The sequence below is a fragment of the Listeria rocourtiae subsp. hofi genome (assembly GCF_963575615.1).
GTDB classification, from domain to species: Bacteria; Bacillota; Bacilli; order Lactobacillales; family Listeriaceae; genus Listeria_A; species Listeria_A hofi.
Map to the genome: position 1 here is coordinate 103,572 of NZ_CAUYTL010000004.1, position 24,915 is coordinate 128,486.

Consider the following 24,915-nt stretch of genomic DNA (forward strand, 5'->3'; position numbering starts at 1 on the left):
CACATTGATTTCTTTTTTTCGTCAAAAAAGGAGTGCCCATCAACAAGAGGCCATAATATAACTATAGCTAAGATACAAAAATCGCCTTACCCAACATAGTGGATAAGGCGAAAATAATGCTTTAAACAAGCCACGCAGAAATGTTTGGCTTCGGGAGATTTGGCATCAATTTATTTATAAAGCAAAAAAGTCACTAAGTACTTTTGCTGTGTCTGCAATCAGTTGATCATCATATTTATCATCTTTGCCTGCTTTTTTGGAAAAAATAACCCAAACGAGCGGTTTCGCATCTTTGTCCTTAGGATAGATGACTGCGATATCATTACGTGTGCCATATGAACCCGCACCAGTTTTGTCGCCAATAGCATAGCCATCTGGAACACCTGCGCGAATTAATTTATCACCAGTTGTATTATCGATTAATGTTTGTTTGAAGTAATCCAAACGATCAGCCGCCATGTTTCCTTCTGTCGCTAAGAACGAGAGCCCTTTTGCCATTGCTTCTGGTGTCGTTGTATCACGCTTATCTCCAGGCTTTGCTTCATTTAATTCCGGTTCAATACGATCGGCTTGCGTTGTTTTATCGCCAATTTTCGCCAGTTCTTTTTGATAGCCTTTAGGTCCGTCCAATTGATCAAACAAAATATTTCCAGCTGTATTATCACTGTATGTCATTGCCGCGTTAATAAGTTCCTTGACAGTCATTCCATCTTCCACATGTTTTTCCGTCACTGGCGAGTAATCAACTAAATCTTCTTTTGAAAATTTAATACGCTTATTCAGCTGATCTTCTGTTAAATTTTTAAGTAATAATCCGCCAGCAATCGCTTTATATGTGGAAGCGTAGGCAAATCGCTCTTTGTCATTATAGCTGACCTGCCTATCATCATCCAAGTTCACACCGTAAACACCTAGCGTTGCACCGTACTTTTCTTCTAGTTTTTTTAATTCTGCCTCCACATTGCTTCCATCTTTTTTCTGCTCAGGTGCATTTTTCAACTTCTCAGCCGAAGCCTCTTTATCGGGACTACCACATGCAACCAAAGCTGTTACAGCAAAAAGGAACATCAAACCTATTAAACACTTCTTTAAAAACATCTCTCCAACTCCTCTCTTATTTCGTACAAGTTCTACTTTACCTTTTAAACGTAAATAAAGCGTACAGAAAACAGAAAGAAAAGATTAAGTCTTTAAATACTTGCTTGCAAAAAAAGCCACAAAGATATCTCAGATGTGATTCTTAATGGCCTTTTTATTCCTATTATAACTCAGCTTTAATACTCGAAACGCGTCCCGAGATAACTGGTAAATTCCCGTTTTTAGTACGAATAGCATCGATTAGCTCTTTCTCCTGCTCGATATTTTTCATTTTGATGTAGTATCTCAGCTCCATCAAACTCCCCATATTCGTTGTTCTTACTTGTTCTAATGAAATTTCATACGCGTAATCTTGTAATAAGTCATCAAAAAGGTTCGCATAATCAATATCCTCTGGAATCGAGATACGTAGGCTTCGCTCAGCCACTTTGCTTTTCGATCCGAATTTTGTGCGTGTCAAGACAAGCAAGACAATCGCTACAAACACCGAGAAAATCAGTGCATACATTAAATATCCCATTCCAGTCGCAAGCCCAATGCCCATCGACCAAAAAATACTACTAATTTCACGTGCACCGCCTGCTACGGAACGGAAGCGAATCAAACTAAATGCCCCCAAAACAGCAATACCTGTACCAACATTCCCGTTGACGAGCATGATAACGGACTGCACTAAGATTGGCAGAATCGTTAACGTTATGATAAAACTTTGTGAATATGTGTTGCGATACATATGAACGCTAGCAACCAAAACCCCTAATAGAACCGAAGTCCCGCTATACATAATAATTTGCCACATATCCAAGTCTACCGCCGTACTTTTCACTATATTTTCGAACATTTTCAAACTCCTACTTTCTGATTCATTAAATATCTTCTATATACTTGTTCATATTTTGAAAATTTAGATGGGTATAGATCTAAGTCGGAAAGAATATTCGCGAACCATAGCGGATATGCATGCAATGATTTTACTTCCATCAAAATATCAATTTCCGGTGCTACGAGTTCCCCATCATGCCCATTTGCCAATGACAGATCGTTGTTGCGCCATCTTATTTTTGCGTCAAATGTTACCCTAAAACCGTCCTCTTCATATGCGCTAAAAGCTCTCCGGTCATATGAAATAATAACTTTAGGCGCTATTGTCTCTTTCTGTTTGAGCCAAAAAATCTCGTTACTGATTTGCTGATTCAACCTATCATCAAATTTGCACTCTTCCTCACTCTGCATGTATGTGTCCACTTGAGCAAGACGCATCGAAATTCTCCTTTTATATACAATTCCCATTAGCTTTTTCTTAATTTCCAGATAAACCATTTGCTCATCACTTGGCACCCCGTAAGTACGAACTCTAAACTTCTCTTTATATAAAGGCTTCTCGCTCGATCGTTTAATTAAATCATAGTTTTCCGTATCGTAGTAAAGTGAACAAATTGTGTGCAAACCGTACTTGTCTTCCTTCATGTGCGCTGAAATTCGTTCTAGAAACTCCTCATATTTATCTTGATTGAGGATATATTTCTTCTCCTTCCGCTCAAAAATCTGCATTACCTTTCTCCTTTTTCTAAAATTTCCGAATAAAAATTTTATATTCTATCATCTATATAAAATGGTCTAAAATTGACCATGAAGAGTAAGAGAAGCGTACCATATAATGAAACGTTACGCTTCTTGTACTGTAGTTACCATTTTATTTATTAATGCAAAGATCCTGATATTTCAAAGCCAACCATTTCTTTTAATGCTTGTATATCTAAAATTGTAATTGGTTTTGGTGTTAGTTTGACAAGCCCCTCTTCTTCAAATTTTGACAAGATTGTTGTTGCATACTCCCGCGTGATTTGACAATAGCTTGCTAAATGATGTTGACAGATTTCTTTTGGTAAGTGCCCCTCTGATTTGCCTAATTTTTTAGATTCTAAATGTAACAGTGATGCTGCTACTTTCGCTTTTGCTGGTAACAGATTAAATTTGCCATAATAGTTCACGGATTGCGTTAGATTTTCGATAATTTTGAGTAGAATCGAGGTCCCCCAACCTGACTCGTCGATAACATTTAAAACAAAATACGGATCGATAAAATAAGCCGTTGTTTCAGATATCGTCTCTAACTCAAATTGATTGCCCCCTCTCGATAGCAAAGATGCAAAGCCGATAAACTCGCCATCTCCCGAGAATGAGATTGTTGTTTCTTTCGTGTTATGGCTTGCCACAATTTTGGTTAACCCTTTTTCTATATAAATGAAAGAACGATTATCTGTTACCGTGGAATCAATAACTGTTTTTGCTGGTAGTACTTTTTTCTTGGAATATTTATCAAATGATTTATTGGAAAACAGCAGTATTTCCAGAAAATTCTCGTCGATTTCAACACCAAATGTTTGTAGCATAATGAATGCCTCCTTTTAATTTTCACATGATTGCCATCTCTCTTTAGGCTTGTTGCTGCAATAAGGAATCTTTTAAGGCTATCAAACCTTCTTTCAAACTTACTTTATTTGTCCATCCCGTTAATTCTTTGGCACGATCACTGGCAAGCACAGAGCGCTTCACGTCTCCTAAACGCGGTCCTTCTACAGTAATCGCTACCTCTTTTTCAAATACGTCTAAAATCGTGTTGTAAATATCTAAAATCGCAATTTCATCTCCAGTTCCAATATTAAGAACGGTGTTGACTGCTTTTTCAGATACTAGTCGGTTTGCTTCCACAACATCTCCCACATACACATAGTCTCGTGTACAGCCAGTTGGCATATCCGGATAGGTCATTAGAACAGACGGTTTGTTTGCTAAAATATTGTTCACAAAAATTGGAACCACCCCGCACTCGCCATCTGGAATTTGACGTGGACCATAAATATTGGCATAGCGTAAAACGGTATATTCAAAGCCATATGTGTTGGCATAGATGTCAAGATATTTTTCGCCGGCATATTTGGTGATGGCGTATGGGGATAGAAGTTGAGGGGTATCACTCTCTTTGGACTTCTCAGTACCTTCGATGACTTTGCTTAAGGCACCACCGGAAGAGACGTAGATAAATTTCTCGATTGGAAATTGTTGCGTGCACTGGAGTAACACAAGCAGACCGCCAAGATTGATATCTAAATCGTATACGGGGTCTTCCATGGAGCTAACCACAGACTTCTGGGCTGCGTGATGGTTGATAATCTGCGGACGAAAGGATTGGAAGATAGCCATCATTTTAGCGTGGTCTTTAATATCTGCTTCCACAAAAGTGAAGGTATCGTCCGCAAGTAGATGACAAATATTGTCTACTTTACCGGAAGATAGATTGTCGACGCATAGTACCTCGTAACCTTCTCTTATATACATTTCACAAATATGGGAACCGATGAACCCTGCGCCACCTGTGACTAAAACTCGATTTTTCATTTTTTGTTGCCTCCTTCATTAAATTATATCGCGTATTTTCGCCTTTTAATTGCCAATTTGTAAGATACTCGCGATGATTTCTTGTAATTTTGTGAAAAATGTGCTGGATTCCATGGCAATTGCGCTAAAAATCGTGAATGCCCAAAGAATACTGAGATAGACGACCGTTGTTTTTCGGACATCCGGTTGCTTTTTGTTGCTTAAACTCCTCTGTAGTTCGTGCGTGTTCGTTTGCCTTTTTTTGAGCTTTTGTTGGTACTCGGTCTTTTCTTCCTTGGATAATTTATTAAAACGGTGAACGAATTTGCTGTACTCTAAGCCTACTTCTTCTGCGGGACCGTCTAGTCGTACTTCCCCGTAATGCAACCAAATAATGCGATCACATAGGGTGCGCACTTGACTGAGTGCATGGCTGACGAAGAAAATCGTTTTACCTTCTGCTTGGAATTGCGCTATTTTGTCGGTACATTTCTTATAAAATGTCGTGTCGCCAACCGATAAGGCTTCATCAATAATAAGAATATCTGGGTTGATTTGAACCGCAATGGCAAAGCCAAGACGTGCCTTCATCCCACTGGAGTAACGCTTGATCGGTTGGTCGATGAAATCATGTAAATCAGCAAAATCCGTAATCGCTGGAATCATCTCGGCGATTTGTGCATTGGAATAGCCAAGCATGAGGCATTTCAAACGAATGTTTTCCAGACCGGAAAGCGTTGGCTTGAGCCCTGCTCCGATGGCTAATAAAGATACGTCGCCACCTGTTTGCACGCTACCATGACTCGGTGGAAGGATACCGGCCAAGATGTTAGATAACGTTGATTTGCCAGAGCCATTGAGGCCAATTAACCCCACCGTTTCGCCGCGCTTCACCTCAAAAGAAACATCACGTAATGCTAAGAATGCTGGTTTTTTTGCACGCGGATGAAAAAGCGAGCGTAGTTGCTTGGCTGGACTGGTAATCATGCTGTACTGCTTCGATACACGCTGGACAGACACCATACTTTCTATCATTTTTATTCTTCCTCTCTATACATAATCCATGAAACGATCTTTAAAGCGTAGATGCAGGATAGATCCTATGCCAAGGACGAGTAGTGTCATCCCCCAAAAATAAGCGGTCCACCATGGCTCTTCGAAAAACCACTGTCTGGAAAAAAAGCTATCGCGGAATCCTTCGATAATGTATACGAAGGGATTCAATTTCAAAAGTTTCGTCATGAGGGAATATGGGTTAGCTGTCACATCAATGACTGCGCCGGAAATGAAGAATAAAAGGCGCATCGCGGAACCAATAATTAGCTGGTAATCGCGAAATAGAATCGTAATCGTCGCATTGAGCAGAGAAATAGCGTACAGGAATAGGCACATGCACACGAAGTAGTAAAAAAATTGTGTCCAGTAAACAGTCGGGAATAGGTGATTGACGAATAGGAAACCGAGTAAGATAACCAGCATCGTCACATAACTGGAAAGTGACTTAAAAATCGTGATGGACGGCAAAATACTCATTGGAAATTTCACGCGAGAGACGACACTCAAATTACTATAAATCGAGTTGGCACCAGAAATGATAATCGCGCTGATGAAAAACCAAGGAATCATTCCTGCGAGCATCCAGACAATGTACGGAACACCAGCATCCATCGAACTAGCTCCATTCATCCGAACCCCAAAAACAAAGTAATAAATCAATACTTGCAATGTCGGACTGAGCACTTCCCACAACATGCCTAGATAATGACTCTGATAGGTAGCTCGCTGATCATATCTCGCAATTCGCGTAATCTTATGGAAATGCTGCACCTGCTCTTTTAGAATTTGGACCGTTTCTTTCACTGCTTGTTCACTTCTTCCTATTTTTGGATCATTTTAGAGATGGTTTCAAATAAAAATGGGGCGTAATACTGACCCGTTTGGTTGTGGTCACTGTAGTCTTGCAGATCTAACTGGTACGGCACGCCTTTTTGGTCTAATTTTTTCAGTAACGGTTGTAAGTGCTGTGGATAGTGATAGTCCCCTTTCCCAATGTGGAAAATGAAATCTGGGAACGTTGTATTTGTATCGACGAGGTTCATGATGAGTTCGTCGTAATATTTCTCCCCTGCGGCTTTATCTTCACCCAACATATTGTTTAAACCTTTGCGGACAACCGGTGCATTGGTCGCACGCTGTTTCAAAAACTTCGCTAAGAAAACTTGTGGTGCCCCAACAATTGCCGTTCCAAAATGATATTTCATCGAATAGTATAGGGAGGCTGCGCCACCTTTGCTTGATCCTGATGCGATAATATTTCGGGATGATATACCTAGTTCGTTAGCTTTTGTCATGATAAGTGCAATCACGGAGCGTTCGTAATCAGAGCGACGATTATGCCCCATGTAGTAACAGAATTGTCCTTTATACTCATCTAAAATGAAAAGCTTGTTGACATCACATGGCCATAAAGTGCGGAAATGATTATACACCGGTGGACCTCCGCGAAATTCATTCGAATGCAAGCCAGAGAAAGAAATCAGTAGTTTATCAGATGGCGTTTTCGCTGGTTGGAATAAATATTTCACAGGATGATCATTGTAATAGATTTCTTCTTTCTCCAATGTTGTCGTGACCGTTTGCTGATTCGCTACATCGACGTTTAACATATTGGTCATTTTATTGATAATAAGCGTGTCGTCTTTTTTCAAAAATAGACGAATTTTGTAAGCGCCGCTACGAATTGGTTGATAACTCACTGTTACTTGTTGCTTATCAATCGGTTGGTACCACTGACGCTCAATAATTTGGTCATTATAATAGATATAGTAAGCATACGTGTAAGTGGCTTCTAGCATGTACAACGCTTTAAAGTTCACTACTAGCTTACCTGCTGTATAGGCTAGGCGGGATGTGTCCAGTTTTTCAATAATGATATCGCTTGTCATAATTTCTCTCCTCATATCCGGAACTTATCCCACAAAGGTTGTGGTTAGTAAGTCCTCGATTTCGTGACAAATTTTAGCTTTGTTAAAATATTTATAGGCGTAGTTTTTATAGCTTTGTTGATTGGCTTCATTTAATTCATTACTCGCAATAAAGTCTGCGATTGCTGTCGGTGTTTTAAAAATAGAGTTAGCGGGATAGACTGTTTCCACACCTGGCCAATTGAGTAGGCATGGTGTAGAACCAGCTGCCATACCTTCCATCAATACCGTGTGGAAACTTTCTGATTCACTTGTGGATAACAGGTAGCCTATTTTTTGAAGCCATTCGTGTACATCGTTACCATGCTTGTCGAACACAACATTATCTGCCCAATCAGCGTTATGGATACGGGCAAATACAGCATCATAGTATTCTCGTTCTGCGGTACGTCCCATCAACCAAGCTACATCTTTTGGTAACTGTCCTTTGATAAATAGTTTGTAGCGTTTGTCTTGTTGCCATAGTTGTTCAAAAATATCAAGCGCTTTGTCTAACCCTTTAATTTTTGGAATCACACCGCAAATACCTAAGTTGAAGTCAATGTTGGCTTTTTTCGGGCGATCTAGTTTTTCCGTGTCAATCGTGTTAGCAATCAGCACCATTTTGTGGCGGGGAATCTTACAAATCCGATTCATCTCTTCCATAATGAAAGGACAAACGGCGATAATATGGTCAATTGCATCGAGGTTATAGTGGAAGGGATGTGCGGTGCGTTTTTCTTGCGCGTGAACACGAACAATGAGCTTTTGATTTGGCTTTTTGTTTTGGGAATACCAAACCGCGTTGCCAAGTCCCCATTCACAATAAATCATATCTGCCCATGCGAGTAGTTCCTTACTTTTTGCCAAATCATGATCGGTATGATTCGTCCAATGATCGATTTTAACATTAATATTTGGTTGATTTTCGAGGTAGTCAATGATATCTGTCATAAACTTCAAGTCATGACTCGCAAATAAAAGATTCATTGGCTCTTTATTGTAGCTCCATAAGATGTTTTTCAATCGGTCGTAAGATGCTTCTAGTGTGAAGTTTTGACTTGCTTGGTACATCGCTTTTGCCGCACGTTTATATACTGCTGAGTCGTTCAAAACAAGTTGCGTTTTCTCTAAAAATTCCGCTTCTGTGTCAACGAATAACTCGTAATCCGCACCGACTAATTGTTCATGCATTTTTGTCCTTCTTAGTAAAACAGGTTTGCCTAGTCTGGCGTATTCTAGTAGTTTTGTCGATAACTCCACCGATGCATCGTTATCAATCGATTCACTGCGCCAACTAATACCGACATCCGAGGCGGCGATATATTCCTGCGACTCTGCACGAGATACGGCACCCACCCAATCGATATTTTCTGTCTGTTGAAATGCTTGTTTGATTTTGCCATGACGTGCGCGTAGCTCCCCTTGGAACTTGTCGCCCACGATGCAAAACGTAATATCTGTGTCTTCTAACTTGCGCGCGGCACGGATAATTTCTTCCGTATACCATTCCGCTGCAAATTTTCCGCTGTATATGAGCTGGTTATTTCGATTGCGATAATCAGGCGTGTTCGGTTGCGCGGGAATCATTGGTGATAAAATCGCCACTTTTTCCCCACTAACATCCATCAATTCACTGAAAATCGCACGTGTTGCTTCCGTTTGTAGAAACATATTCGGAAAGCTATCATAAACTTGTCGTAAATCCGAACGTTCAGTATCTGAAATTGTTGCTGGGTCATGATTGAAATCCGTAATATACGGCATCGTTTTTTTCATCAACTCTGGGTGCTTCATCATCTCTTTTACGAGCGCAAACCCACGAATAATTATCAAATGATAGTTGTTCTGCTTATTCAATTTTTCCATCCGCGCTAGTGCTTCTGAAACCTGAATCCGATTCCCATTTTCAAAAGGCATCTCTGGAAATGTCTCAAATGGATCTAATAATTGCACATTGTCAAAATTAGAAATACCACCCGTCAAGCGCGTATTCTGTTCCTTCGCTTTCAGTAATATATCGGTCTGCACATTCGGGTTAATTGCTAGCATCGAAGCCATTGATGTCAACCATACTGCCGAACCGTCCATGATATTTAAATCCATGTCACCATAGACTAAGATTTTTAACTGTCTCACAACTCATCGCTCCTATATTTCTACTTTAGTTAAAACGTTCGTCGGGGCCTCTGCGCCGTAAGCAACAAAATTGAACTTATCACTACTAAACAGCGACACACCTTGGCGGAAATAATGCGCCATCGATCCATCATTCTCCATATTCCCCAACAATACCGGTACCGTCCCCATCATTGGAATCGCCGTTTTTAACAAGGCACGGTGATATGTCAGTCCACTTACAAACTCATAATCTTCTTGTGCGCCTTCTTCTTGTAACACACCATGTTCCCATTCGAAAAAGTTCTTCTTCCCGATGACATCCGCTTTCGTATACTCCGTTGCTAAGAATAAATCCGCAAGATATTGCTCTCCGTAAAAGTGCTCTCCTGCCATATAGCTCATATACTCTGTTTGGATAATATCTTGTAGTTTTTGATAGTGATTCACATACGTTATTGCATACATGCTCACATCTTCCGTATTGTACTTGTTCATTAAATCTGTTACGCCATCGAACATGGAGGCAAACAGGACAAGCTTTTTATTCGAATACGTTTGGCGGTCAAAATTCACCTTCACTGCTTCTATATCCGCCTCCGAATGCACGACTGATACAACAGTTACTGCTTTTGGTAGCGCATCTAGTGTGATGCCCATATTGGCAAGCATCATCCGCAAACGATGCTTATACGTATGGTGGTGATATACTTCGCGTATTCCTTCAAGCGCTGTTTGCTGATACAAAGCATCATCCGTCGTAATCGCCTGAATTTTCTCTTTGAGTTCATCCTCATCTTCTGCAATCAGCACCAAGTCACCAAACATCCGCTTAATTCCTTTTGAATAACTACTGATAATTGGCGTCCCGCATGCCAAACCTTCAAACACGCGACGTGAGAACATCGTCGGCGATCCCTTAATACTATTAATGTTCAACATGTACTTGTAACCTTTATAAGCAATATCCATATCGTTGTACGCTAGACTTCCTAACACACTCGGCAAAAAGCGCTCTGGAAACTGGAAATCCGGGGAATGGCGCTCAAAGTTACGGTCATAAATCGCTAATCCGTACTGTTGCGTCACATCTAAAATTTGATCCATATCCCGGCGACGATCCTCATGACGATTCGCATAGTAAGAACCTGCAAAACACATTTTGTCAATCCGCTTCTTATATAACTTAATCGGATTGTGCATCTCAGGTTGCACTGCGAAGCTTTGCGCGAAGACATTATCATGACCTGCTGCTTGTTTATATTTCGGAATCATGTCCGCATCTGTTGTATAAATGTAATTAAATAATTTCGCCGTATCAATAAACTTATCGTAATGAATCGGATCCTCTTTATTCCAAAAAATCGTTGGTACATCGTTTTGCTTACACCATTCTAGGAGCCCTAACAAAGCACTTCGATCTTGGTTAGCATACCGGCCAATCTTATACTCCCAAGCTTTATGATTGCCGTGCCATGCCGATTCCACCATCAAAATATGTGGTTGCTCTCGCTCCAATACTTCTTGCCAATCATCTGGCGTAAACGTAATCAGGTTTACTTCCTTGTCATAACACGTTCGCGTAAATTCATCAAAAATACAGGCCACACGCAAATCCGTCGTTTTTGTGATGCTCTTTAGGCCAGCACGTGTCTCAACAACTGTTTCACCAGCTTTTTTTGTTGCCTTTGTCGCATCGAAAGTTCGAGTAAACTCACAACCAGTAATCTCTATAACCGTTTTCGCTGGCACACGCAATGCAATACGCAAGCGCGTCGTTTCCTGCCCTACTTTTAGGTGGTTCTCCTTATTCGGGTCGAACAATGTTGATTTCAACTGCTTCTTATTTCCGTATTCGATAACGGCAATCTTACATTCTTGCTTTCCATTCATATCGATATCTATTCTGAAGTCAAACTTCTCTCCCGGAACCGTCTCAATAATATGCATTGGGTAACGGCTGAATAAAAGGTTCGTCTCCAAGTAAGAAAAGTAAATATATTTATCAATGCTATTTGTAGCCATGACTGCATCGCCGTGTTGCTCGAATGTAAGATTATCGTTCGAACTATGCCAATTATCTGCGTTTGTGAAATCCTTCGAAGCAATCACTTCAGGCTGAATATTGCTTAAAATTTTCTTTTGTAAATACTCGATTTCATGATATAAATTCTCAATCTTTTTCACGTTTTCATTCCTCAATCTTTGGCTTTATTTTTTAGCTTCCAATACTTTCGCATCATTCGAATCACTTTCGTACTATTCAAGCGATTGTATTTCTCCGTCATTTGGCTTAATTTTCTTATTAATGTTGCGTTTTCTTTTTTCAAGTTGTTTATTTCTTTGACCTGCTGTGCATCACGCTTTTTCATCGTTATCAATACTGGTTTCTCATCTTCCAATAAGCTGAAAATATGTTTATTCAGGTCGTTATTTACTGCTCTTTCTGCATTCAAGGCCTCTGATATGTGCTGTACTAGCTGTTTCGCCTCATTCACTTCTTGTTGGTGTTGTCTCACCGTTTCTGATTGTTTCTTACCTTGCTCCACCCATGTTTCTTCGATGGCGCGATATTTATCTTCTAAAACGAGTGCTTTCTCGTCGTATTTGGCTTGGATAAGAACTAGTTCTTCTTCGTACTCCTGCTTCATCCTATCGATTTGGCGTTTATACGTATCCAGTCGCTCTAAAATTTTTTCTTCCAGTTCATTGTTTTCTCCTGCAGCTTCTTGGAACGTGTACACCGCGTTATTCCCGACTTGCTTTCTCACATGATATTGCATTTTTTCTAAAAGAAAAGCAATTTCTGCAAAATTCTCACCATCTGTTTCCAGCCAGAGTATCGGTTTTATATTTTCTAATTGCTTTGTCAGCCATTCTAGTGAGCGAGATTCTAATACACGAGCTGTTGCATGAATCATATGCGGTGCTATCATATCGGCTGGCATTAATTTACCATTTTCTGAAACGGTAAAACGATTTTTTATCCAATCAGGTCTTAAGCATGCCATGTGCGGTAACTTATTTCGCGCGATATCATTTCGTACTTCTTTCCATCGCTCTCTATCAGCTTCAAAAAGGTAAACCTTGCCTGCATCCCGATACTTTGAAAAGTAAATTGCATGACTCACAAACCGGCTGTCTAACGCATAGATGACGGCTTTCTCTGGAATAGATGCCGCGAATTCATCTAAGACTGCTTTTTGATAGTAGTCTTTTGTCTGTACCATCTCAGCTGTGATTGCATTATTCATCATATTTAGTTTCACATTATCGCTTAGTTTCAAAAGGGCTTTATTCTTTGTCATGTCCATCCTCTAATTCCTTATAGATTTCTAAAAAAATCGCTTTTTCTTTGTCCCAATTATATTTTTCACGTGCCAGAAAACAGTTTTGGCGCATTTTTTCGCGAAGTTCTGTGTCCGCTAGTAACGTATTCACGCCTACTGCAATCGAAACCGGATTATGCGAATCAACGACAATCCCAACTTGCTCTCCTTGCACAATTTTTCGTATTTCTGGAAAATCGCTACCAATCACTGGCACACCGCTCATCACATATTCAAACAACTTGTTCGATGACGCCGAGTAATGATTAAAACACACATTATTTAAGATTTGAAAACCGAGATAAGCGTTTTTCGTGTAGGCCAATAAATCGTGTAATGGCACTTTCGGTAAAAACTTGATTCTCTCTTCTAAATTCGCATCAATGACACGTTGCTGTAATTCTGCTTTGATTCTACCATCGCCGATAATCACGACCACACCTCGATCAAAAAGCGCTGTTGCTTCAACCAGTTTATCTAGTCCGCGCCCTGTTTGAACGCCCCCTTGATACAGTAAAATCGGTTCTGTTTCCGGAATATCCAACAAAGCATGCATTGCAATACCGGCTGCTTGTTCTGGATACACCTTATTTGGATAATTATGAATGACTTTTGGGTAGAAATGATATCTCTCTTCAATATAAGCTGCTCGTGTGTCATTTTCATGGATGCAAACATCAGTAAAGCGAAGCAAAAACTTTTCACTAATACCGTACATAGGGTTGTTATAACCCGTTCGGCTTGTCTGTACTTCGTGGGAGTCATAGACAAGTTTTTTGTTGCGAAAAACCTTGGCGCAAATCGTAGCTTGCGGCAATGTATTCAAATCGTTAGCGTGGTAAATGTCGTAGCGTTTAGCAAGTCCTTGGCGTACCATTCTTGTAAAAATAAGGCTACGTCGGACAAGTGTCTGTACCTTTCTGTGGCAAAAAATAGCTACTACCAGACTAACGATACATGTTGGGAGGGGGAAAAACAGAAGTAATAATAGAAAGATACAGCTTAGTAGTACTAGGCTTAATTTGCTTCTTTTCATCAAGCGCATCGTGTTTATTAGTGGGGTTAGAAAAGCTGGGTAGCTATTCTGCACACGATATATTGTAAAATTCTCAATAGGGGATTCTTGTAGGGGAAGTTCTGGCTGTTTGATATCATGGATAGCGATTAAATCAACGTGATAACCTGCTTCTTGTAAAGCTGTGCATTCTCGCATCACCCGTGCATCATTTGTAAAGTAATTCCAGACGAATACAGCGATTTTTTTTGACATACTTCCTACCTCATTCAAACTCGGATACCAGTTTTTCGATCCGTTTAAAATTTTCTTGCCAGTTATAATGCGCTTTAGCATAGTGTAAACCGTTTTGTCTTAGCTTGCCACGGAGTTCGTGATTTTGAACCAAGTGGGCTAAACCGCGATACATGTCTTGTTCTGCTTCATGCTCATAAATAAAACCTGTGTTGGAGGCATGGATAATCTCCCGGCAGTAACCAGAAACCATACCGATAATCGGCAAACCGATGCCCATGTAGTCAACAATCTTACCTGGAATCACCGTTTCAAAAACAGGGTGTGGTACAAGACTCACAAAAGCAATATCTGCCTGCGCCAGTTCTCGCAATACATTGGCTCTTGTATCTGGTGGATTCACAATAATATTTGCCAACTCCTGTTCCTTTACCGAATCAATCAGTTTTTGATAATTAGCCCCATAACCGATCATTTTGAACTGAACTGCTGGATCTTTTTCAAAATAAGCGGCCATACGGATAAAACTTGCTAATTCTTGTGCTAGCCCGATGTTTCCAGTGTAGATAACCGTGATGGGTTCGTTAATAATCGGCCTTTTCAAACTTCCCAACTCCAATTCTTCTGGTGTCAGGGCATTTGGCACGAAGGTAATTTTCTTTGGATCAATGCCTTTACTTGTGATATAGTTTGCAAATCGTTCACTATTGACGATAATCTGATCCGCCCGCTTATAAATTCTTTTTTCGAATCTGTAAGCAATCCAGAGAACAATTGGTGAATTGAATTTCCCTACTCCTTTAAGCGATTCTGGCCATAAGTCGCGAATATCGACAATCAGTTTTGCTTTGAATTTTCGTTTCGCTACTAGCCCTGCGAGTGCAATCGAAATAGGTGGACTCGATACATAAACAACATCAAAAGATTCTTTAGTTCTTACAATTTTCAACATAAAGCGGCATAGTGTTTCCAGATAGAGAAAGAAGCGAAAGATCATCTTTGTTTCATATTTGCTCGTCCGTGTTTTCACACGAACTACCTTGTCTTCCTTCAGTTCTGCGTCCCAAAATTTTTCCTGTTCGTAAATGTCGCGATTCGGATATTGCGGCTCCGTTGTGTACAACGTTGTGTCATATTTTTTTCCGAACAACCGAAACAGTTGCTTCATCCGATTCGCGGCACTTCCGATTTCAGGATAGAAATTTTGCGATATTAAAAGTATCTTTTTCATTCATCATCCACATTTCTAATTTTGATCACATGCTTATAGCGAATTGTTGTTATACGGTTACGCTAACTTCTTGTAATTCACCAATTTTCGAAAGCATTCCAAGATTGAAATATTTCTCCATACCGACACATTGTGTCGCGATATTTTTCGTATCTAGAACGGCTATTTCGCGCATGTTTGTCAAGCTTTGAGGGGTAATGTCGCGGAACTCCGAATGGTCAACAAGCACCAATACTAGGTCTGCATCTGCTGTAGCAACGGCCATGTCATTTTCTACAAAACCTGCTTGGACATGGGGATCGTATGCGACAACATCATATTGTCCCATCGCTTCTAATTCGTGATAAATTTCTAAGGCTGGGCTTTCGCGGATGTCATCGATGTCACCTTTATACGTGAGTCCGAAAACCGCAATTTTTCTGCCTTGTATTTTATTCATTAATGCTACTGTGTTTTCAACAATGAAGTTCGGCATCGTCGAGTTGATGTGTCTTGCGCGTTGAATTAAGTGCGATTCTGCTGGTGCTGCTGCTGCAATGAAGTAAGGGTCTACCGCTAAACAGTGACCGCCAACGCCAGGACCTGGTTGGTGTAAATTGACACGTGGGTGTTTGTTCGCCATGCTGATAACATCCAGTGCATTGATACCAAGTTTCGCTGAGATGTGTACGAGTTCGTTTGCTAATGCGATATTGACATCGCGGTATGTGTTTTCCATTAGTTTGGACATTTCAGCTGTAGATGCTGCGGATTCAATCAATTCGCCTTGCACGAAGACGCTGTAGATTTTCTTGCCAGCTTCGGTACATGCTGGTGTTACCCCGCCAATGATGCGGTTGTTGTAGATTAATTCGTGAATAATTTGGCCTGGTAAAACACGCTCAGGACAGTGCACGAGGAAGACGTCTTTCCCTACGATGAGGCCTGTACTTTCCACGAGTGGTAAAATGTGATCTTCGGTGGAGCGAGGAGCGATAGTAGATTCAATAATGATGGTATTTCCTTTTTGAAGAACAGGTAAAATATTGGTCACTGCGGATAAAACGTAGCTTAGATCACATGATTTCAAGGCGTCATTTTTGTTTGGTGTAGGAACCGATACGATGAATGCATCCGCCGGTTCTACAACCAAACCTGCCTTAAATTTATTATTTTGGATGGCTTTATCGAGTTCCGCTTGCAATCCTGGTTCTTCGATATGAATTTTACCTGTATTCAATTCTTTAATAACTTTCTCATTCACATCGATTCCTAGTACATCTTGATTGTGATTGGCGAACATGATTGCGGTTGGAAGTCCAATATAACCTAATCCCATAACAACTAATTTCAATGTATGACAACCCTTTCTGGTTTGGTTTTTAATTTTTTACTTAGCTTCTGGAATAGTGATAGACCAGCTTGCTTTTTCTTTATCCATTGGTGCGTATACAAGTGTGCCTTTTGTAACACTTGTTGGTAGTTCAAAATATGCTTTTCCTGCTAGTTTTTCATTTGGTTTGAACTCATCACCAAAGTTGTTACCTTGTGGGAAAACCTCATACGTTTTGTCACCGGATTTAATTTTGAAATCGCCAGCGCCAACGCCTACTGGGGCACTATCATTATTTAAGAAGGACATCGCGATGCTGACCATGTTTTTGTCTTTTTTCGTGCTTTCTGTTGTCTTGATTTCACCGATTTTCATGTCGATGTTGTTGACTGTTTTTGTTTTGAATTCTTGTTTTGCGGTTTGTTCTGTTTTTGTTTCTTTATCTTTATTATCTGCTGTATTACCACATGCGCCTACAAATACAAGTGTGAAGGCTGTAATTCCTGCGATTAAAACTTTTTTCATTTGTTTAGTACACCTCATTCATTTAATACATAAAGGGGAATAATCCTATTCCCCTTTATGCTTTGTTACACATTTTAGTGCTTCTGTTATCTTATTGTGTGATTGTTACTGTGTTTGTATTGATTTGTCCACCACGGCTATCTTGTCCGACTACTTCTACTACATCTGTTGGTTGTAAGTTAAGATCTTTGATGAAGTATTTGTATGTGCCGTCCGCTGCAACAAATGCTGGACTAGTTTTTAATACGCCGTTTACACTCAATACTACTTTGTATACATCACCTGTAGCTGTTCCAGTTAGATAGCTATCGCCAACTTTTACAGGGTTAGCATTAACTGTACCTGTTGCTACGTTGATTGTTACTTGTTTGCTGTCTAGTAATTTACCTGTTGCATCATATACGTTTACTTTCACGTCATCTGTTCCGTCTTTGATGAGACCCGCTGCGTAATAATGGATAACATTTCCGTTAGCTGGGATTTGTCCGTACTTAGTTCCATTTACTTCTAATTCCACTTTCGCTACGTCACCAGTGTACGTGCCGTCAACATAAGAATGTGTACCTATTTTGAAAGCTTGTGGTGTTACTGTTCCTACTGTTACAGGAGCAGTTTGTTGTGTTACATTGACCGTAGCTGTGCTAAGGACAGCGCCTGTCGCATCGTATGCGATAACTTCTACTACATCTGATACAGAAGTAATTTTATCTTTAGCATAATATTCGAATGCTCCTGCCGTTTTTGGAACGGCTGATTTCAATACGCCATTTACTTTAAGAGCAATTTTTGTTACATCACCAGTTAATGTTCCTGTTACATAACCATCTTTACCAAGTACAAAAGTATTTGCAACGACAGTACCATCTGTTGTGCTAATTGCTACTGTTTTTGTGTTTACCAATGTGCCTGCAGCGTTGTAAGCGTTCATTGTAACTACATCTGTCGCACTTAGTATTTTACCTTTTGCATAGTATTGGTATGTTCCAGCTGGCTGAGCAGTTACATCAATACGTTGTTGTACAACACCGTTAACTACTAACTCTATTTTCTGAACATCACCAGTTCTTGTTCCTGTTACATAGCTGTCTTTACCTAGCTTAAAGCTGTTTGCTGTGATTGTTCCTGGTAAACCATTGTTTGCTGTGATTGTTACTTGTTTTGTATCTAATACTTTTCCTGTTGAATCGTATGCAGTTGCCATTACGATGTCTGTAAGATTAAAGATCTTATCTTTTGCATAGTATTGGAACGGTGAAGTTGGTGTGTTGATTGTTTGTTTAACTACTCCATTCACTGTTATGCTGACTTTCGCTACATCGCCTGTGAATGTTCCTTTTACATACGTGTCTGTTCCAAGTACATAGTTAGCTGGTGTAATTGTGCCTTTTGTAACTACTGTTGATTTCACATTTACTTTTGTACGTTGCAATACTTTACCATTCGCATCATAACCAATGATGTAAACAGCATCTGTAGCGTTTAAAACTTTGTCTTTTGCATAGTATTGGTATGGGTTGGATACATTGATGGCTTGCTTTACAACACCGTTAACTTCTAACGCTGCTTTTACTACATCACCTGTTAAAGTACCTTTAACATAGTTCGTTCCAACGGTGTAATCTTCTGCTGTGATTGTTCCTGCAGTTACTTTCGCATTTACTTTCACTGCTGTTTTCTGTAATTCTTTACCATTTGCATCAAGTGCTACAATGAATACTTGATCCGTTGCTTTAGTAATGCTACCGTTAGCATAGTATTGGTACGGGCTTCCAGTTGCCGAAATCGTTGTTAACTTAACTCCATTAACTTCCAAATACATTTTAGCAACATCGCCTGTGTAGATACCTTTAACATAGTTGTCTGAACCAATTGTGAATTCGTTTGCTGTGATTGTTCCTGCTGTTGCTGCGATAACTTTGATTGTAACTGTTTTTTCTGTTGTGTTACCGTCTTTGTCTGTCACTGTATAAACGACTGTGTAGCTACCTACTTTAGCCATATCTACATTGCTGCTCTTAACTTTTACATCTGCTGTTATGTCGCCGTCTTCTTTATCTGTTGCTTTTACATCTGCTAATGGATTGAATGTATCTCCCACGCGGAATGTTTGATCATCAGCTGTGATAACTGGTTTTTGATTTGATGCTACGATAACTTCTACTTCTGGGCTATCAAGGCCATTATCACCTTTTTGTGTTACTTTAAGCACATCATCTTCTTTTTGTGCTGGGATATTGATAGTGAAATCGCCATTAGCGTCTGTATTACCAGTTACTTTTGAGCCATCTGGAAGTGTTATTGTAATTTCTTTGTTTGGCTCACCTTTACCTTTAAGAACTGTGTCGCCTTCTTTGATAGGAGCAACATCAGGAGTTCCTGGTACTGATAAATCTTGTTGTACTTTTGTATTTACGTTAGCACTGTCGTTTACACCATTTGTTTGGTATGAAACTACAGATTGATCTTTAGCAAGTTTAACTCCTGCTGGTACGTCTACTGTCCATGTGCCATCATCTTTAACTGTTGTTTTAGCAGTTGTTCCATTAGGGAATGTTACAATGATGTCGTTTCCTGGAGTTCCTTTACCGGATACTGTTTTAGCTCCAACATAGATTGGGTTAACTGTTGGACGATCGATTGCACTTGAGCCTTCTGTTGATAGACGTGTGTAATCAAATAGGCTGAATCCGTCTATTCCTGTTGCTACACCGCCGTAATATGCAGTTGTCGCTGTACCATTTTTGTTTGATAATGTAACACGACCTGCGTCAATGTCAGTCCATGCTGTGTTTGATGCTTTAGACCAGTCAGTACCGTGGTTCCAAGCCATTAAGTTTTTCACGTTGTTAATTTCTATGCGAGATTGACTTGCAACTGTTGCTGTACCGTAACCTTTAACGATATGACCAGTTTTCTTCGTTGCATCATTATTATTTTGACGGAAATCTATAAATTTAGGGCTGTTAAGCACTAATTTAGAGTTTGCTGCGCCACTTAAATCAAATACAGATGTTGTTGTTACTGGTGATAATGTTTCTACATACGCCATAGTGTCTTTGTTGAATGTAACTACACCGTTAGCTTTTACTGCTGGGTTTGTTGTTTTTGAACCTGCACGGATGTTGGCTTTAGAGTTATTAGCAAATGTTGCAGAACCAGTAGTGTAAATACCATATGCTGCTGATGCAATTTTCAATGTTGAGGCATTTCCTACATTAAGTGCTGCTGCTGCGCCACCTTCTTGTCTAATACCGTCTGTTCCGGATAAATCGAAACTTGAGTTAGCACCGATATTAATTGCTGATCCGTAGAATGAATGGATGGCATGGCTGTTTAACGCTTTAATGACAACTGTGTTATTTTCTCCGAAAGTTGTATTTTTGTATGTGTAGATACCATCGTGGTTGTTAGCTGTGATGTTCATGCTTACGTTTTTACCTGTTGTTAAACCTTCACCGCTTGTATTTGTAGTATTGATACCATCGACATAAGCATTAATGCTAACTGTTGAATCGTCACCGAATACTACTCCGCCAGCATCAATACCTTTACCAGCTGATGATGAAATTGTAGTTTTAGTGTTAGAACCAAAGTTGATGCGTGAGTTTCCACCAGCATAAATAGAACCAGCTTTTGCTTTTACATTAACTTCTGTATCATCACCGAAGATAACTGGGCCACCTGCAGAATAGATACCGTAGTCAATACCGGAATCGATATCAATTTTTACACGATCTGCTGCTGCTTTTGGCTGGTTAGATACTGTACCGAAGCGAATTGGTGCCGCTCCAGCTGAGTAGATACCTTTATATTGTGTTCTTAGTTTTAGAGATGAACCATCACCGAATGTGATAGACGCATTTCCGTAAAAACCATGTCCGTTGTCACTGACAATATCAACATTAGCGTTTTTACCTACAACGATTGATGCTCCTGTGTTATATGCGTAAACAGCTGTACCTGTACCAGTTGCTTTAAGCTTTACATCATCGCCAATTGTGATATTTCCAGTTACGTAGATACCGTAACCAACATCACCAGATGCAAGTGTTAAGTCAGCGCCATTTTTAACAACTAAAGTTGCTGCTCTGACTGTTCCGTATTTTGATGCTGATTTTAATACAGTGTTCTCACCGACAACAAGAGCACTATTTGATACGTCAAATGCGTAACCTTTGCTTGAATTCATATTGATATAAGAATTATCACCGATACTTACAGCACCTGATGAACGAACTTTAACTGCTGTATTCAAAGCTGACAGTTCTTCAATACGTGTGTTATCTTCAATAATTAAATCATCTACATCCATACCATATTGATCTGGGCTGACGATTTTATTGTTTGTTCCCCCGATAGAAAGAGATAGTTTACCCGATCCACCCATAATCATACCAAACACTTGTACATTGTTTGTTAAGTTAACTGTTGGCGCTGCTGTTGAGTTAAAACCAGTGAATACACCTTTGGTCCCAACATTAGCAATGCTCAAATCTTGAACATCAACGATTGAAGTAGAACGCATAATCATTTGGAAGTTACCAGCAGTTACTGAATAGCCGTTACCTTCGATACGGATGTTGCTGTTGATTGATACGTTACGTGTGAATTGGAAGTTACCAGTAATTTCTATAACATTGATTGTTGTTGATTCTGCAGCTGCTGCAAATTCAGCAAATGTTGATACTTGTGCACGTTTCTCTGTTACACCATTGTCTAGAGCTAATGACATCGGCTCAATTGCAATTTTGCTTGCTGCTTGATCAGCAGTTGGCAATGTTGGTGTTGTTGACTCTTGACCAGTTGCTTCTGCTGCAAATGATCCTGTTGGTAATACTGTGAATACTTGGCTTGCAATAACTGTAGCTACTAAAAGTGATTTGGCAGCTTTTTTGACCGACGCCTTAGATAGAACGTTAATTGGTCCCTTTTCTTCAAATTTCATGTTTATTTTTCTCCTTCTTCCTTAAACTGTCTATTTGTCTATTTGCTATCCTGCGTGAAACGTGTTGCCCTCACATAATAAACACCCCCTAAGTTGTGACAGAAACTGTATTCTCATTTATATTTATCAAAAATATAAAATCCTCTGATTAGTGTTCGGTTTATGTTTTGGAATACATCCCTGCAGTCTTTGCTCGAAGTAAAACGAATTACTTCACTCTTGCTGTATGGATTATATCATAAGATTTTAGAGCAACTGTGCGATGTTTTTTTCTGTAAATCGCCAATTTATTCTAAAAAGAAATGTAGTTGGACGATATATCCATTTTAAAATGTAAATAATTTTACTTTTGTGGTGCTTGGGTGAAACCTTTGTTAAATCTAACGAAATTAGAGTTTGATTATTTTGATTATTTTGATTTTTAACTTATGAAATCGTGGAAATAATTTATTTATTGAGGTTTTGCTTTATATTCCTTTACTGTAGTGCGTTTTTCAATTCCTAGTAGTCTGGTGTAAAATAATTATTTTCAAACGTTTATTAGGCTATTTCTCTTCTTTTATCTTCATTCGTTTTGTTTTAACTACTTTGCCAGACTAAATAAAATTGTTTTTTTTGGTAACAAATTTCACTTATTTTAGACGTTTTTTGCTTACTATACTCTAAATTGGCAGATTTATCACACTTTTGATGTAACTTATCTTGCTTGTTGTTTGAAATGTTATACATCACTGACATTTCATTCTGGATGCTGTGCAACCTTGGCTTGCCTCACCTCCTTTAAATATGTGTATTCCATTCTTTTAATCTAAAAATATCTCTTGTTAAAGTTAACATTAGATTATTCATTCATTATAGAAATTGGTTGATTGTATGAAGATTTTTTTGAAGGATATTCGAAGTGTTTCTTTCATACTGCACGATGCAGTGGGATTGGTCGGGGGATGACCAGAAGAAGAATTTCTGCTAAGCACCAGTCGTTTGAACCGCTTTGTTTCTTCATGCGTTTCGTTCTCGGTGCCTCTTACAGTTATAAGAATACTATAAAAAAAGGCGAAACTGGGATTATTATCAAAAACTTCTTAAATCAAGAAATTTTTGACGTACTTGATTAAATAAAATGACAAATATAAATTATGGTGCTATATTGAGCATATTAGAAAGTCGTGCTTTAGGAGCGTGTTTAGTTATGAAAAACCTCGTCATCGCGTCAGAATATCGGAAACTGAGATTATTGCATATCTTGTTTACAGCGGAGCAGGACTATACGAAAAAGGAGCTTGCAGGATTGCTCCATTGTTCCATTAAAACCCTTGAGACAGATATTAAGGGCTTGCAGGAAATTTTTGACCCAGCTATTGCTTATGTCTATGAAGATGAATATCATGTTTTATTGGACGTTGGAGAGCAAGTTAATTTCTCCTATTTATACGCTATGGCTGTGAGCAATTCGTATATGTATTTGATTTCTAAAGATATTTTTTCAGGAAAGCGTCAAAATTTATCAGATTGGGCAGAGGATAATTTCAGTAGCTTACCGACGATGTATCGCCGTATCCGTCAAATTGATGCGTATCTTGCAGAGAGTCGTCTTGTTCTGGAAACTGCACCTCTCGATATTAAGGGGGCGGAGATTCGACTACGTTTTTATTATTTCCAAATTTATAGTCGCTCTTATCCTTATACGAAATGGCCATTTCCAGAAATTCCATATGCGCAGGTAAACGAATTTATCAAGACTGTTGAGCGTTGTTTTGGCATTTATTTTTCTCTACCAGCGCGGATTAATTATGCGATTGCAATTGCTGTTTGTTTGGAACGTTTGAAGCAAGGTTATCACTATAAGATGTCTGTAGCCGATCTAAATTCATGGAAAAGCATTGCCGAGGCACAACGCGAATTCCATCCAGTCGATTACTCAATTTTAGATAATATCATCGGTTTTCCGTTGCCAAAACATGAGTGCTATATCAATGTATTAATGTGCTTTTGGACAAAATTTTCCTATGTAGATGAAGGGCAAGCTAACATACGTGTGAAACATAGTCAGTTAGTTAATCCGCATAAATATGAACTAGCAAATGATTTGGTCAAACTTTTAGAAGGTTATCAGATTCATAATAGTACGCATATTGTGGCTGAAACTATTGATTTTCTAACACGGTTCCTCTTTATTGATAAAATGAATATCTTGCCGGAAGTTCCATATGCTCATATAGCACCAGATAAAAACGAACTTAGCAAAAAAGTAAGATCGGTCTTAAACAAATACGAAACCAGCCCAAATCATCGTTATATACGCTCTAATAAGGCGATGATGATTCATTACTTGACTGATTTCTACAATACTGTGATTCAACAAGAACAGCAATATCGGATACTCCATGTCAAAATCGTATCTGAGAACGGCTATTTTTGGGAGGAATATTTGCGTACTGAGCTACGTAAGCGTTATTCAGATGAGCAAATTATTATTTGTGATGAGCTACATTCACACGAACATATGCAGCATATCGATTTGATTATTAGCGACTTTCCTTTCTATGAAGAAACGGGCATTACTTCCGATATACTTGTTTGGAATATGCCACCTGCAAAAAAAGATTATGAACAACTTGATATATTTTTGAAAAGAAAAAATGATGCTTTTTCTGACTAAACTAATCAAGTCATCGTAAGCTTACAACACGAAATCGAGTAGGAGGAGCCGTTAGGCTCCGACCTCTCACACCACCGTACGTACCGTTCGGTATACGGCGGTTCAATA

The 24,915-nt window shown here is 39.3% G+C and carries 18 protein-coding genes; 2 read left to right on the forward strand and 16 right to left on the reverse strand.

The genetic code is table 11. The annotated features are described in order from the left end of the window. Positions 1-174: 174 nt before the first annotated feature. From bla to R8925_RS03930, 16 genes are all read right to left on the reverse strand, one after another. Positions 175-1,098: a class A beta-lactamase gene (gene bla, locus R8925_RS03855; RefSeq protein ID WP_430534603.1), complete on the reverse strand. Its 924-nt coding sequence runs from the start codon at positions 1,096-1,098 to the stop codon at positions 175-177. A gap of 163 nt (positions 1,099-1,261) precedes the next feature. After that, positions 1,262-1,939, reverse strand: coding sequence for a DUF4956 domain-containing protein (locus R8925_RS03860; protein ID WP_036071588.1), 678 nt, complete (start codon positions 1,937-1,939; stop codon positions 1,262-1,264). A gap of 2 nt (positions 1,940-1,941) precedes the next feature. After that, positions 1,942-2,649: a polyphosphate polymerase domain-containing protein gene (locus R8925_RS03865; protein WP_430534604.1), complete on the reverse strand. Its 708-nt coding sequence runs from the start codon at positions 2,647-2,649 to the stop codon at positions 1,942-1,944. Positions 2,650-2,798: 149 nt separating this feature from the next. Beyond that, positions 2,799-3,491 (reverse strand): Crp/Fnr family transcriptional regulator, encoded by a 693-nt coding sequence (locus R8925_RS03870; protein WP_430534605.1) that lies wholly within the window; start codon positions 3,489-3,491, stop codon positions 2,799-2,801. Between the two features lie 43 nt (positions 3,492-3,534). Beyond that, entirely contained in the window at positions 3,535-4,497 is a 963-nt protein-coding gene (locus tag R8925_RS03875) for an SDR family NAD(P)-dependent oxidoreductase (protein ID WP_430534606.1), read from the reverse strand. 45 nt (positions 4,498-4,542) lie between these two features. Then, positions 4,543-5,511, reverse strand: a complete 969-nt coding sequence (locus tag R8925_RS03880; protein WP_430534607.1) for an ABC transporter ATP-binding protein — start codon at positions 5,509-5,511, stop codon at positions 4,543-4,545. 15 nt (positions 5,512-5,526) lie between these two features. After that, positions 5,527-6,336 carry an ABC transporter permease gene (locus R8925_RS03885; RefSeq protein WP_430534608.1) on the reverse strand — a complete coding sequence of 270 codons (810 nt, stop codon included), beginning with the start codon at positions 6,334-6,336 and terminating at the stop codon, positions 5,527-5,529. A 17-nt stretch (positions 6,337-6,353) separates the two neighbouring features. Further along, a complete protein-coding gene (locus R8925_RS03890; protein ID WP_430534609.1) occupies positions 6,354-7,421 on the reverse strand; it encodes an accessory Sec system protein Asp2 in 1,068 nt (355 codons plus the stop codon). Positions 7,422-7,445: 24 nt separating this feature from the next. Then, positions 7,446-9,578 carry a glycosyltransferase gene (locus R8925_RS03895; protein ID WP_430534610.1) on the reverse strand — a complete coding sequence of 711 codons (2,133 nt, stop codon included), beginning with the start codon at positions 9,576-9,578 and terminating at the stop codon, positions 7,446-7,448. Positions 9,579-9,590: 12 nt separating this feature from the next. Next, positions 9,591-11,744 (reverse strand): glycosyltransferase family protein, encoded by a 2,154-nt coding sequence (locus tag R8925_RS03900; RefSeq protein ID WP_430534611.1) that lies wholly within the window; start codon positions 11,742-11,744, stop codon positions 9,591-9,593. Between the two features lie 11 nt (positions 11,745-11,755). Continuing rightward, a complete protein-coding gene (locus tag R8925_RS03905) occupies positions 11,756-12,865 on the reverse strand; it encodes a hypothetical protein (protein ID WP_430534612.1) in 1,110 nt (369 codons plus the stop codon). Continuing rightward, on the reverse strand, positions 12,852-14,156 hold the full coding sequence (locus R8925_RS03910; RefSeq protein WP_430534613.1) for a glycosyltransferase: 1,305 nt from the start codon (positions 14,154-14,156) through the stop codon (positions 12,852-12,854). The genes R8925_RS03905 and R8925_RS03910 overlap by 14 nt, the downstream gene beginning before the upstream one ends. A gap of 10 nt (positions 14,157-14,166) precedes the next feature. Then, positions 14,167-15,366, reverse strand: coding sequence for a glycosyltransferase family 4 protein (locus R8925_RS03915; RefSeq protein WP_430534614.1), 1,200 nt, complete (start codon positions 15,364-15,366; stop codon positions 14,167-14,169). Positions 15,367-15,415: 49 nt separating this feature from the next. Next, a complete protein-coding gene (locus tag R8925_RS03920; protein WP_430534615.1) occupies positions 15,416-16,699 on the reverse strand; it encodes a nucleotide sugar dehydrogenase in 1,284 nt (427 codons plus the stop codon). Between the two features lie 36 nt (positions 16,700-16,735). Then, positions 16,736-17,203 (reverse strand): DUF4352 domain-containing protein, encoded by a 468-nt coding sequence (locus R8925_RS03925; protein WP_430534616.1) that lies wholly within the window; start codon positions 17,201-17,203, stop codon positions 16,736-16,738. Between the two features lie 91 nt (positions 17,204-17,294). Further along, on the reverse strand, positions 17,295-22,148 hold the full coding sequence (locus R8925_RS03930) for an immunoglobulin-like domain-containing protein (RefSeq protein ID WP_430534617.1): 4,854 nt from the start codon (positions 22,146-22,148) through the stop codon (positions 17,295-17,297). Between the two features lie 944 nt (positions 22,149-23,092). On the opposite strand from R8925_RS03930, the gene R8925_RS03935 reads away from it, so the two are divergent. After that, positions 23,093-23,263: a hypothetical protein gene (locus R8925_RS03935; RefSeq protein ID WP_430534618.1), complete on the forward strand. Its 171-nt coding sequence runs from the start codon at positions 23,093-23,095 to the stop codon at positions 23,261-23,263. Between the two features lie 74 nt (positions 23,264-23,337). Next, on the forward strand, positions 23,338-24,807 hold the full coding sequence (locus R8925_RS03940; protein WP_430534619.1) for an AcpB/EbpR/MafR family transcriptional regulator: 1,470 nt from the start codon (positions 23,338-23,340) through the stop codon (positions 24,805-24,807). Positions 24,808-24,915: the final 108 nt, after the last annotated feature.

What these genes read in the sequence shown, in the direction of transcription:
- bla (WP_430534603.1), bottom strand. Translation starts at nt 1,098, where the DNA reads ATGTTTTTAAAGAAGTGTTTAATAGGTTTGATGTTCCTTTTTGCTGTA.
- R8925_RS03860 (WP_036071588.1), bottom strand. Translation starts at nt 1,939, where the DNA reads ATGTTCGAAAATATAGTGAAAAGTACGGCGGTAGACTTGGATATGTGG.
- R8925_RS03865 (WP_430534604.1), bottom strand. Translation starts at nt 2,649, where the DNA reads ATGCAGATTTTTGAGCGGAAGGAGAAGAAATATATCCTCAATCAAGAT.
- R8925_RS03870 (WP_430534605.1), bottom strand. Translation starts at nt 3,491, where the DNA reads ATGCTACAAACATTTGGTGTTGAAATCGACGAGAATTTTCTGGAAATA.
- R8925_RS03875 (WP_430534606.1), bottom strand. Translation starts at nt 4,497, where the DNA reads ATGAAAAATCGAGTTTTAGTCACAGGTGGCGCAGGGTTCATCGGTTCC.
- R8925_RS03880 (WP_430534607.1), bottom strand. Translation starts at nt 5,511, where the DNA reads ATGATAGAAAGTATGGTGTCTGTCCAGCGTGTATCGAAGCAGTACAGC.
- R8925_RS03890 (WP_430534609.1), bottom strand. Translation starts at nt 7,421, where the DNA reads ATGACAAGCGATATCATTATTGAAAAACTGGACACATCCCGCCTAGCC.
- R8925_RS03905 (WP_430534612.1), bottom strand. Translation starts at nt 12,865, where the DNA reads ATGACAAAGAATAAAGCCCTTTTGAAACTAAGCGATAATGTGAAACTA.
- R8925_RS03910 (WP_430534613.1), bottom strand. Translation starts at nt 14,156, where the DNA reads ATGTCAAAAAAAATCGCTGTATTCGTCTGGAATTACTTTACAAATGAT.
- R8925_RS03915 (WP_430534614.1), bottom strand. Translation starts at nt 15,366, where the DNA reads ATGAAAAAGATACTTTTAATATCGCAAAATTTCTATCCTGAAATCGGA.
- R8925_RS03925 (WP_430534616.1), bottom strand. Translation starts at nt 17,203, where the DNA reads ATGAAAAAAGTTTTAATCGCAGGAATTACAGCCTTCACACTTGTATTT.
- R8925_RS03930 (WP_430534617.1), bottom strand. Translation starts at nt 22,148, where the DNA reads ATGAAATTTGAAGAAAAGGGACCAATTAACGTTCTATCTAAGGCGTCG.
- R8925_RS03935 (WP_430534618.1), top strand. Translation starts at nt 23,093, where the DNA reads ATGACCAGAAGAAGAATTTCTGCTAAGCACCAGTCGTTTGAACCGCTT.
- R8925_RS03940 (WP_430534619.1), top strand. Translation starts at nt 23,338, where the DNA reads ATGAAAAACCTCGTCATCGCGTCAGAATATCGGAAACTGAGATTATTG.